The 12,490-nt window shown below is 27.7% G+C and carries 8 protein-coding genes; 4 read left to right on the forward strand and 4 right to left on the reverse strand.

Annotation, left to right across the window (positions count from 1 at the left end; all coding sequences use genetic code 4):
- Positions 1 to 404: 404 nt before the first annotated feature.
- On the reverse strand, positions 405 to 1,946 hold the full coding sequence (locus tag R7X45_RS03570; protein ID WP_318055931.1) for an APC family permease: 1,542 nt from the start codon (positions 1,944 to 1,946) through the stop codon (positions 405 to 407).
- A 139-nt stretch (positions 1,947 to 2,085) separates the two neighbouring features.
- Between R7X45_RS03570 and R7X45_RS03575 the strand changes: the two genes are divergently transcribed.
- A complete protein-coding gene (locus R7X45_RS03575) occupies positions 2,086 to 3,864 on the forward strand; it encodes an Mhp366/Mhp367 family surface (lipo)protein (protein ID WP_318055932.1) in 1,779 nt (592 codons plus the stop codon).
- Positions 3,865 to 4,572: 708 nt separating this feature from the next.
- Here R7X45_RS03575 and hinT read toward each other — a convergent pair.
- Genes hinT through R7X45_RS03590 form a run of 3 tightly spaced genes read right to left on the reverse strand, consistent with a single transcriptional unit; the run spans position 4,573 to position 8,658 of the window.
- Positions 4,573 to 4,908: a histidine triad protein HinT gene (gene hinT / locus R7X45_RS03580; RefSeq protein WP_044283894.1), complete on the reverse strand. Its 336-nt coding sequence runs from the start codon at positions 4,906 to 4,908 to the stop codon at positions 4,573 to 4,575.
- Between the two features lie 24 nt (positions 4,909 to 4,932).
- The gene (locus R7X45_RS03585; RefSeq protein WP_303465934.1) at positions 4,933 to 6,534 is read right to left on the reverse strand and encodes a HinT-interacting membrane complex lipoprotein P60; all 1,602 of its coding nucleotides are present in this window, start codon (positions 6,532 to 6,534) and stop codon (positions 4,933 to 4,935) included.
- Positions 6,535 to 6,549: 15 nt separating this feature from the next.
- On the reverse strand, positions 6,550 to 8,658 hold the full coding sequence (locus R7X45_RS03590) for a HinT-interacting membrane complex protein P80 (protein ID WP_318055933.1): 2,109 nt from the start codon (positions 8,656 to 8,658) through the stop codon (positions 6,550 to 6,552).
- Positions 8,659 to 8,816: 158 nt separating this feature from the next.
- Between R7X45_RS03590 and R7X45_RS03595 the strand changes: the two genes are divergently transcribed.
- The 3 genes from R7X45_RS03595 to R7X45_RS03605 are packed head-to-tail and all read left to right on the forward strand — an operon-like array spanning position 8,817 to position 12,123.
- On the forward strand, positions 8,817 to 10,160 hold the full coding sequence (locus R7X45_RS03595; protein ID WP_318055934.1) for an HAD-IIB family hydrolase: 1,344 nt from the start codon (positions 8,817 to 8,819) through the stop codon (positions 10,158 to 10,160).
- A 20-nt stretch (positions 10,161 to 10,180) separates the two neighbouring features.
- A complete protein-coding gene (locus tag R7X45_RS03600) occupies positions 10,181 to 11,146 on the forward strand; it encodes a DnaD domain protein (protein WP_318055935.1) in 966 nt (321 codons plus the stop codon).
- A gap of 14 nt (positions 11,147 to 11,160) precedes the next feature.
- On the forward strand, positions 11,161 to 12,123 hold the full coding sequence (locus R7X45_RS03605) for a hypothetical protein (RefSeq protein ID WP_318055936.1): 963 nt from the start codon (positions 11,161 to 11,163) through the stop codon (positions 12,121 to 12,123).
- Positions 12,124 to 12,490 lie beyond the last annotated feature (367 nt).

Consider the following 12,490-nt stretch of genomic DNA (forward strand, 5'->3'; position numbering starts at 1 on the left):
AGTTTTCTATTTGCATTGAGTTTAAATAGTAGTTGTATTTTTTTATGATTTTTGCCAGTGTTTTAGCTAAAAAAGGTAGTTTAGACATTTTATAATTCTGCTTTTTTAGTTAAAATTTTAGCTTTTTTAGTTTGCCTTATTTTGTTAATAAGTAGATTTTGCATTCATGAGTCTTAGATTTAAAATTCAGTGTTTTTGCTTTGATAGTTATTTTTTCTGAGCTGGCCAAAAAAGTTAAAAAAGTGTCCAAAATAAACCGGACACTTTTTAAAGATTATTTCATCAAACTGGGAAACTTGTGAGGCGTTTTTTGTAAGCAAACATAAATTTAACTAACAAAATTACCATTTTAAATAAATAAAAATGAAAAACAGGTTAAATAAATTTCTTAATAGATTTGATTTTTATTCAGCTTTTTCAATTTTAGCTGAGTCAAAATTATCAAACAAATCAAATTTATCAACTTTAGAAATTAAGAAGTAATTAATATAAGGGAAAGAAACAAATATTAATATTTGTGTAATAAAAATTAGAAAACTACCAATATTTGTAAGCATTAAACCATTATCAGCAAAAACTCCGGCACCAGAAGAAGAATGAGCTTGTGTTGCAACGGCATAAATTTGTGAATAAATAAAGGCGGCAACGGCAATTAGAATTAAACTTGAAGAAATTATTGCTGAAATTCAATATAATTTTGGGTTAATTTTACGCTCAATTGAATTAGGATACTTTATTTTTTTGCGTGAATAGGCGACAATAATTGCCATATATACACCAAAGAAAATTAGTGAAGGGAAATTGGACATTGAATCAACAATAACATCACTACCATACCCGATTCCTGATCCATCTTTTGTTGGAAGTTTAATGGCTAGCGAAGGGATATAAATAACAAGTGCTCAAAACACTAATGTAATAATAAGATAAAAAATTGTAACTTTTTCGTTAGAATATTTCTTTTTTAAACTATGAGCGCCAACAATTGCATTTAATTTTACAAGGTCTCTAACTTGATTTACAAATGCAGCATTTAAAGAATTAGCTACACCGTATGTTGAAATCAAAAGGAAAACAGCCACAAAAATAGTAATGCCACGGGCTGCATTAGCCGGGAAAACGTCACTAATTAGACCTGAAATTGTTCCTTTATTATGAAGCGCTGATGATAAACCAATAAGAGTGTAAACGCTAGCAATTAAAATCATCCCCACTGTAATAATCAAAGGGACTCTTTTACTTGCTTTTTGAACTTTATTATGAATTGAACCAACTGAAAGAAATGAATCATAAGCAAACAAAACCGCTGGAAGTGCAAGCACTAATTTTGAAAAATCAAAACTATTTTTTTCAGTTACTACAAAAGCACTAGAACCACCGGCATTATGAGTTGTTGGAAAAAAAATCCCAGCAAAGACGGCAATAATTAATGGAACAAATTTTAAAACTGTTGAAACAAGTGCAACATACCCGGAAAATTTAACAGAAACATAATTTGTTGTTACAAACACAATAGTAAAAAAAGCACCTAATAATATATGCGCCCAAAATGGAAATGAAAAATCAAAGCCACTAGCTGTCTGAATAAACCAAATTGTAATTTCAGACGAAAATATTCCTAAAATTAGGCTTAGCATTCCTAAATAATAAAATCCGTAACTAAATAAGACAAAATAACCACTTTTTTTACCAGCAATTTGATAAGACCAGTTTGCTAGCCCATTTAGTTTAGTTTGTTTTAAAAAGCTAATTTCAGAAAAACTAATTGCAGCAAAAAGCGAAATTATTCCTCCAATAATTCAAGCAAAAAGTCAAGCATAACCATTATTATTAGTGGTTGCGGCGATACTAGCATTTTTGAAAAAAATTCCGATTCCGACAACTGAGCCAACGAGCATTGATAAGGCTGCAAAAAAACCAAGTTTTCGGGCGCTTTGAATTTTCATGAGATTCCTTTTTGATTAATTGTAAGTTGATAAAATTTTAAATATTTAAAAATTATATTGTATAATTTACAAAATCAAAGCAATTTTTCAATTTAAAATCTAAAAAATTGCTGATTTATAACTAATAGAGAGATATATTATGAAAAACTTATCAAAATATCTGTTTTATTTAGGTTTTCTAAGTCCTTTTGTAGTTATAAGTTGCACTTCGCAAATTCAGTTCATAAAAACTAATCCGCCCAGAGTTGGAAATAATTTGCCTGAAGTTGGAACTAATCCGCCTAGAGTTGAAGATAATTCACCCGAAGTTGAAACTAAACCGCCTAGAGTTGAAGATAATTCACCCGGAGTTGAAAATAAGTTACCCGAAACCGAAACTAATCCGCCCAGAGTTGAAACTACTCCTCCCAAAGTTGAAAATAATTTACCCAAGGTTGAAACTACTCCACCTGAAATTCAAACTAATCCGCCAAAAGTTGGAGATAATAAAGATGACAAAAAACAGCCAGAAAAAATTGATTCATTAAAACCGGGTTCTGAAAAAACAACTGACACGGAAGTTAAAATTAAAGATAAAAATGATTCTGAATCAGATGAACAAAATCAACCTATTTTTGATTTTGTTCAAGTAAATATTAAATCATTCCGAAATTTCCGCCCAGATTTATTATCAGATCTTAAAGAAGATGATTTTAAACCACCAAGCAATCAAGTTTCAAATTATAGCCGCTATTTGCTTAGAAATTGGCAAAATGTTGTTAAAAAAGAAAATAAAAACACCTTTCTTGGACAGAAAAATAATAATTTAAAAGTTTATTTGATTGATAAAATGAATCCAAATTTAGTTGGTAACGTTAACGTTAAACAAAATCATTTTGCTTATTTTAACCGTCCCGCTTTAGGAAATTATTATAATTTACCTTGATTTGGGTTTAATTCTGATAGTCTTGAGCAAAAAAGATTTTCCAATATTTTTACAAGAAACATGCGTTTTGCGACCGGAACAGCCGTTTTATTAAATACAAATTCTGAAAAAGCTGCTTTTCTGACTAATGCTCACGTTATTCACTCGCTAAGAAATAGCAAAATTCCTTTTTGAAAATTAATGAATAAAAAGGTTGGTCAAAACGAACTAAATCCAAAACTAACTAAGTTTTTACAATATTATGATGATTTTAAGATAAAAGAACTAGATAATCGCATTTTATTTCGCCTTTTTGAACAAGAAAAAAAAATAAAAAACGGGGTACCTAACTTACCTTTTAGTTTCCAAAGTAATCCAAAAATTAATCAATATATGGAGGATTTGTATCAAAATTATTTTGAACTGGCTGAATGAGACAACTACGGCTTTGACATTGCAGTTTTTTATTTTAATTACTCAAAATTTATAAGCGATGTTGACAAACTTATAAAATTTTTTAGCGAACACCAACAAAATTTTATAAATTCGAGTTTCTGGCTTCAAAACGGCAAATTCCAAAATTTTGTCAAAGATTTTGCCGAATTTAAAAAATATTGACAAAAAATTTCAAAATTTCCACCACTGAAAATTTCAGACAGGGTTTGAGATGATGGTGATTTTGACTATACAACAAAAATAGGAATGTTTTGGGCAGATAATTTATTTTCAAAAAATGTTTTTAAAGGTATAAATTTCCGCCGAGATGCTAATGACCCTCGTTTAGTTGCCGCTAATTTTTTTGCAACAAATGGACCTGGAGCTTCAGGAAGTGGAATTTTTAATGCAGATGGAAGCCTTGCTTTTATTAATCGTTCAATTTTAACTGTAAATGGCAATGTTCATTCACTTTTTTATGATCAATTCGGGCTTACATCCCACTTAACTTCTGGAATTGCCCTAAGAGCAAGAAATTATAATTTAGTTGAAAGAATTTTGAAACTTTATGCAAAATAAAATTCCTCTTTTTTGAGGTTTAATTCAAATCTGAGTTTCCCGTTTGATGTCAAAAATTCACTTTTTAGTAATCTAAATATGAAAAAAATACCCATAAATCCCGGTTTTTTTACCTAAATTCTTAATTTTTATTATTTTGAAATTAACGCTTTATAAAAAAAAGAAAAAAATGTTTGGTCTAAAATAAAATTATGTTATAATTAACCACACTAAGAATAAATTAATAAATTTTGAAATTAGAATTAAGGGGGAATTAGTTATGTTTTTGCCATAAAAAAATCAGAAAATGCGAATTTTTCCATTATATTTTTAAATATGATGGTATGCCTTAAATTTACCCGTTTATAAATCTACAAATTTAGGGCTTTTGGTTATTGTTCTTTCAAAACTTCATATGTTTTTTTAGGCTCGCTGCAAATAAAAACGAGTTTTCTATTTGCATTGAGTTTAAATAGTAGTTGTATTTTTTATGATTTTTGTTGTTTAGTCCATAAATTGATTTTTCCAGTGTTTTAAAATAGGTAATTAACTTTTGCCAAAAAAAGTTAAAAAAGTGACTAAAACCAGACCTGTTTTAAGATTATCTCACCAAACTGGGAAACTCGGGAAGAGCAAAAATTATAATTTAGTTGAAAGAATTTTGAAAGTTTATGAAAATAAAATTCCCCTTTTTTGAGATTTAATTCAAAAAAGGGGAATTAGTTATTACTATTCTTCTTTTTTATAAAACGGAATAATGTGAATGTGTGTGTGAAAAATTGTTTGTTTTGCATCTTTTTCGTTATTAACTTGAAGTCTAAAACCAGTTGCACCAAGTTGCTTAACTTGCTCTAATGCTAATTTTCTTGCAATTTTTATTAAATAAGTAAGATCTTCATCGGAAATGTGAAATAAATTTCGTGAATATTTTTTAGGCACAACTAAAAAATGACCAGGTGAAACCGGAAACTTGTCAAAAAAAGCGATAACTTGATCATCTTCAAAAATAATTTTTGCTGGTGATTTTTTTGCAATAATATCTAAAAATAATGTTGTATTTTCCATTTTTCCCCTAAAATTTTCTAACAATTAACTAATTTTTACAATTGGATCCTTAGATTCGATTTTATATCCAATTGATTCAAAAAAGTTTTTAGCATCACGGAAAATTCCGCCTTGATCAGCAAGATATAATGAATAAGCTAGTTTTGTTTTTTGTTCTTGGGTATTTCAAGGTGTATTTTCAAGCGAAAAGTAAACTTGTTTTGTGTTATTTTCTTCAACTATTTTATCATATAGAGGAGCTAATTTGTTATAATATTTGACCGATATTTTTGACAAATCAGAACTAACTGCCGCAATTCCGTTATCAATTTTTGGTAAATTTTGACCTTCAGCATTTATTTGAGGATTATAAAGGACTTTATTTTCATCTCAACTAACATCAACATTGTAATAAAATTTTGAAGAATTTATACTAATTTCGACAAGAACACCAACGGCAAATTTATTAGCATCATTATCTTTTGTCGGAATTACGTTCTTAATTTTATATGATACTCCCGGAATCTGCGCAGGAATTTTGATCTCAAAGTCAGAAATTTGGACTTGATCTTTAGTTTTTTTGCGGTCAAAATTTGGACTTAATTCAACAGGATACATTTTTGCTTGATTAATTAAGTTAAAATTCTGGAAATCTTTAGCTGACCAAAGAAGATTTGAAGCTGGATCTAAAAAACCAGACTTAGTTTGACCTTGAATTCTAAGATCGTTAAATTGGAATGATAAATCACCTAAAGAAGCATTTTGACGGTACAAAATTCCAGCGTATCCAAGCAATAATGTTGTATCAATATCGTCATTTTTACCAAGTTTTTCAAATTGTTGCTCTTTGCGAGTTAATCTAGAATTAATATTTTCACTACGTAAAAGTGTGTTAAAAGTATTAGTATCTTTAATTTTTAGTTGTGAAAAAGTACTTATACTATTTGGGTCGCTTGATTCAAATTGCCAAACTTGAACCGGATTTTTTGTTAACATTAAGTGAATTAGAAAAAAATCAGGTGAATTTGGATCAATATTTTGAAAAATTTGCCGTGATGTAAAGGATGTTCTTGTTGAAATACCATCTTTGTAAATTTGAGAATCTTTAATCAAATTTGGCTGATCAAGTTGAGTTAAATAAGCCTTAACTAGCAACATTTTATTTATTTCACGGGCAATTCCGGTTGAAAAATTATTGTATAAAACAATAAAAGCTTGATCATTAAAAGTCTTATTATAACCAGCCTGAGGTGATAAAAGTGCAAAATCACTTGCTGAAATTGCATTAGTACTTTGTAATTGGGCAATTAATTTTAAACTATAAGTTGGATCCAAACTAATTTGGTAGTTTTGGTAAAAATCAAAAGCCGCTTTTGCTTGGGTAAAAAATTGCGAATTTGTATTTGTAAATTCACTAGCAAGTGAATTTGAGCCGGTTTTGAAAATATTTTGGGCTAAAATATTTTCAACAAAGGCATTTTCAACAAAATCCTTAACATCATTTGAACTTAGTTTTCGATCTTCTTCAAACCTTGCGCCCGAATTAACATCAACGGTGCAAGAAACTAAAGCACTAAAAGATGTACCTAAAACTAAGAAAAACGGTAATTTTTTTAAAAATTTGTTTTTTTTGGGGTGATTTTTCACAAATGTTCCTTTCAACTAGCGACTAAATCGAAAAAGACTTTCAAGTTTGTCAATTATCGCCTGGCGCAACTCTTTTGATGGATCGGCTTTCAATTCTCAACGTTCTTTTTGATTATTATATCAAAAATCTGCGCTTAAATCATTTAAAGTTGCATTGGAAATATAATCTTGTAACTTTTGGTTAATATTTAAAACTTGAGAAAGAACGTAAAAATTCAAAAAATTTTCAGAAGATTGTAAAACTGAATTTAAAAAGTTGGTTTTTTCTTGCTCAACTGTTGTTTTTTTTGACTCTAAAAGTTGTTTTTGATAATTTGCATCACGAACTAAAAGCGACTGAATAAAATTATTATTCGAAATATCGGCAAAAAGTTGACTCATGTTTATTGTTGAATTTTGTTTTGAGTCAACTTGATTATTAGCACTTAATTGCAATTGGTGCGAAATTATTTTGTTAAAGTCTTCAAGACTGCTAATTTTATTTAAACTCAAAACTTTCATTCCTTTTGAGTCAAGCACTAATTTCAAATTATCACCTAAATTATAAACTAAATGAGTACGATTATCATTTTCATCTGTGCCAAAAGTTTCTAAAAACGCCCTTCCTGCCTGAGCAAGTTCATTATCAGAAAGCCCTTGAATGTATGAGTGAAGTCGTTGATTCAAACTTCTAATTTCACTAATTGGCTTAGAATTTAGCTCAGAAGGATCAACAAGTAAACTTTGGGCATTTTTAAAGAGCAAATCTTTAAGTTTTTCCATTAAAGTTTTGCTAAAAAGTTTTTGTTTTGGCTCAGCTGAGGTTGAATTTTCTAAAAAAGCAAAAATATAACCAGCTTCATTGTTTGTTAGAGTTTGGCTAAGTGAAGCAATCGGAAGTTGGCCTAAAATTTCAGCACTTTTTTTGTTATTTTCATAATCCAGAGTAGAAAGTAGAATTTTATCTTGATTATTTTGGGTTGGATCAGTAGAATTTCCGCCTTTAAAATTCTCAATTAATTCCAAATTATTGCTAACTTGCTCAGCAAGTGATGATTCAGAACTTGTTTTTAAAACTTTATAAGTTAAAAGTTCTTGGAGAGTTTTTTTATCAACAGTTCATGGTGATTTTGCATCTTTTGCATTTGGTTTTGCATTAATTGAAATTTGCGAAATTTCAAAAAAATTGAAATTTCCAGCCAAAGGTGCTTTTGGATCAAAATAAATTTCGTTAATTATTTTAGTCGGATTTACATATTCCTTAATAAAAGAGTTAGTAATAAAAGCAGAAATTTTAGGATCATTTGATGCTGAGGTTGGATTTGGACTAACAATATTTGGACCAAAGCCGTTTTTGCCAATCTCAATTAAGCCAGCAAATAATTTTTCGCCTTTTTTATAAACTACTTGTCCTTTTTCGTCCTTAATATCATCTTTCAAAATTCGATCTTCAATATCACTTTTAGTAAAATTTTTATTAATTCCCAATTTAAAACGGGCAAAAGCGACATTTTGTGCTGCATTAATTGAAAGAGCTTCAACTGCTTGATCAATATTAACAGCATTATTAAAACGCGGATCTGAATTTAAATACTTATTGAATTCAGTTTCTCAATTATTAAAGCCAAAAGTGGTTTGGTATCTACTACGCTCATCATTAAGAAAATTTCGTTGGGATTGACGTATTTCTTCAAAGGATTGCAATGTAAAGCGGCGGGAATTTCCTTGAGTTTTGTCAGTGTTTGTGTTTTCCCAGGCTGCTTGAAACACTTTGGATGCTTCATATTCTTGATTATATAAAAATTCAATTAAATATTTTTGAGCTTCACGGAGATCATCGCGCTGTTTTGAATTGTCAGATTTAAAAACACTCAATAATTCTTCAACTTTGATATTTTTGTCTGCAATAGGGGACTTAAGAATTACTATATTGGATTTAGGATCGCGGATTTCTAGATTAGTTTTAGAACCACTTGAATAAGACAAAGGAATTCCAACCCCAAGACCAATTACAGTTAAAAAACCGGCAGTCAAAGTAATTGGAATTCAAACTTTTTTAGCTTTAGCTGGCGCTTTTTCTTGTGGTTTTTTTCTTGAATCTGAATTCAAATTGGCAATCTTTTGAAATATATTTTGCTTTTTCATAAATAAATCCTTAATTTGTACTAAAACTCAAAATTATATTATAATTTAGTAATATTAAAAAACATTTTTTCAACTAGAAAAAACACTTATTAAAATATTATATAATTTTAGCATTTTTTATATAATTTTGCTGAAAATATTGCAAATTTGGTTTAAATATGTTCTATAAAATTGCTTTTATCGATCTTGATGGTACCCTTTTAGACATTGGAAAGGGCAAAAATGCCCAAATTTCAGATACAAATTTGCATTCAGTAAGAAAATTATCTAAGGAATGTAAAATTGTAATTTCAACAGGAAGAAAATTTTCAACTGATATTATTAATATTGGCAAAAAAATTTCTGCAAATTTTTATGTCTGTCAAAATGGCGCCGAAATTTATGATCAAAATTTAAATTTAATCTTTGAATCATCCATTAATCAAAAAATTGTAGAACAAATTCTCAATTTTGCAAAAAAATGAAATGTTTCAATTTCATTTGATTCAAAAGTTATTTTTTCGCCATCAAAAAGTTTTTTGTATCTTTTTTCAAAATTTTTTTCAAATCTTGAAGTAAAAGACATTGACAAAATTGTTTTACCAAAAAATGTCAAAAAAATTTTGATTTTTTCACCTAATTTTTTTAAAATAAGTAAATTTAGAAAATTTATTGAAGAATTTTTTTCTGAAAAAATCCAAATTTATACTATTGAAAAGGGATTTGTTATTGAAATTACCGATTTTAATGCCTCAAAAGGTCAAGCCGCCGTTTTTATCTCAAAAGTTGCCAATATCTCACTAAATTATTCATTTCATATTGGCGATTCTGAAAACGACATTTCAACAAAAAATGTTGTCAACACCTTAATTTTGATGAAAAATTCGCCTAGAAAACTAAAAAAACACGCTCATATTGTCGGCTATAAAAGGAAATTCGGAGTAGCTAAAGCCCTTGAAAATTTCATTTTCAACCCAAAATCTATTGCTATAGTTGGGTTTTACGCAAGTGGAAAAACAACTTTTTTGAAAGCAGTTGAAAAATTTGGTTATTCTGTTTTGTATACAGATGAATTTTATTTTAAATGTTTTTTAGAAAATAACCCTTGTTTTGAAATAGTTAAAAAGTTTAAACCTGATTTTATTCATAATAACATCCTTGATAAAAATAAACTTCGTGATTTTATGGTTGAAAACCAGCAAAATCGTGACTTTATTGAACAGAAAATCTATCCAATTTTAGAAGAACATTTAAAAACCAATTATTACCATTTTGTTGAAATACCTAATTTATGGACAAAAAATGCCGATTTTCAGGCGTTTTTTTGAAAAACTGTCTGAATTAGCGCTTCGAGGAAACAACTACTTTTAAACATTAAATCCAAAAAGGTCAAAAAAGAAGTTTGAGAAAAAAACCAGGCATTAAATGGCAATAAAATAAAATTTTATAATGTCAAAATCTCAAATTCAAGGTGAAAAAGGCCATCATTTTTCCCAAAATTTTTCACCAAAATTTTTAAATAGGGCTACAATTTCACTTTGCTATGCATTCCTGTTATGTAATTTCAAATTCTAATATTGATCAAAATGATTTAAATAATTTGTTATATTTTTATTTTCCCGTTGTTAAATTTCAAGGTTATCTTTTGTTCCAATATTTTTTAACTATCAAAAACGCAAATGAGCCAATTAACTTTGATTTTTTGGACAAAATTTACAGTATTAACCTTGATAATTTTAATAAAACTCGTGAAATTTTGGAATGTTTAAATTTAATTCAAACCTTTTATGATTCTCAAGAAGAAAAGTATTTCATTGAAATAAAAAAACCTTTAAATTCAGAGCAAATCGACAAAAATCCTTATTTAAAACCACTAATCACTGAAAAAATTACTGATAAAAGATACTTGAGTTTGATTTCAAAATTTAAAAATAATTTTGAAAAATTTGACTCTAGACAAATTAAGACTGACAATTTCCATAATCTTTCAAAAAAATTTTATGAAATTTTTGGACAGAATAACCAAAACATTTCAACTATTTTTAATTGTGTTAAAAATACTGACAACAATGAAGCAAAAAAAGAACTAAACTTTGAAAAATACCACTTGTTTTTAACTGGATATTCAATGAAACCTCGACTTCGAAATTCATTATTAAAATATGTCGAAGAAAAAAGTTTTTCTAATTGAGCGATTAATAATGTTATTGAATATTGTTTTAAAGTTGGCAATCAAGTGAAATTTAATTATATTAAAAAGATTCTTGATAGTTTGTGAGATGATCAAATTATTAGTGGCGCAGATGTTGAACTTGAACTTGAAGAGATTTTTAGAACAAAAATAAAAAATAAAAATAAATCTGAAAGTGCAAAAACTAAAAAAATAGTCGAGCTTGAGTCAAGCACTAAAAAAATCTCTAAGCCAAAAAGTCCTAAAAAATCAAAAGTTGAAACACCTGAAATGATAAATGCAATTTCCTGATTTATTGATGAAAATGAAATTAATTAAAAACTAAGTAAAATATGACAGAAATTCACCCAAAAACTAAAAAAATAACTAGCAGCAATTCCAACAACAAAGAAATACCAAAATCACTTATTAATGTTTTAGAAAAAATTTTAAATAATACTGATCAAAACAGTCCTAAAAATAATAAAGTTGCTAAAAATGATAAAAATAGCCTTAAAAATAGTCAAATATTAGAAAATTTAGATAATAAATTTTTAGACTTAGATTATGAATCGGCTCTTAAAAATCCAAAATTTGCCAGTTGAATTAAACAACTCAAAATTGATAAAAATGAGTATTACGATAATTTAGACTTGTTTTGGCGAGCAACCGAGTGGGAAAAGCTTCCTAATTACAAATTTGAAATAATAAGGGAACCTCAAACAAGAAAGCTTAAAGAAAAATGTGTTTTTCTCTGATCAGAAGATAATAAAAAATGAGCTGAATTTTTACTTTTGCCAGAAATAAGTTTTCCTAAATTTAAAGATTTTTTCAAAATTATGGAACAACTTAATGTTGGAAAATTCGGACAAATTTTACCTTTATTAGAAAAATTTAAAATTTATTTAAATAAAAACAAAATGAGCGAAAGTTTGGTTTACTGAACTAATTGAGATAGTGTTTCACAAACCTTACTTTTGAAATCTTTTACAGTTTTTTTTGCACTTCGGAAAATTAATGTTGGCTATTTTAACTTGTCTGAAATTTGCCAATTTATTACCGAAAACAAGGCAAAATTAACGAAAAAATTAAAAAATGTTGATGTTCTAATTGTTGAATTAGATATAATTAGTAATTTTACAACTTGATTTTTGGCTGAATTAGAAAAAGTTATTGCCGAAAGAATAATCACAAATAAACTTACAATTATAAGTTTTGATTCTGATTTTTATAATAAAAGTGGTAATCAAAAAATTGCCAGTCTTATTAAACACCACGGAATAAACGGCTTTGACTGACTAAATGAAAATAATTAATTGTTTTTTTAATTTTGTATAAAATATTTAAAATTTGACTAAAAATAGATATTAAATATTTTTTCCCATGAGTTTGCCAGTGTGATGACAAAAATTGACTTTTTAGTGAATATAAACACGCAAAAAATACCCGTAAATACGTGTTTTTTGCGTTAAAATCTTAATTTTTATTATTTTAAATTTAACCCCTTGTAAAAAAAAAAAAAAAATGCTTTGTCAAAAATAAAGTTGTGTTATAATTAGCATCACTTAAGAATAGTTAATAAATTTAGAAATCAGAATTAAGGGGTAATTACTTATGTTTTTGCCATAAAAAAATCAGAAAATGTGAATTATCCATTATATTTTTAAATATGATGGAATGCCT

The sequence above is a fragment of the Mesomycoplasma ovipneumoniae genome (assembly GCF_033343935.1).
Lineage (GTDB): Bacteria > Bacillota_I > Bacilli_A > Mycoplasmatales > Metamycoplasmataceae > Mesomycoplasma > Mesomycoplasma ovipneumoniae_G.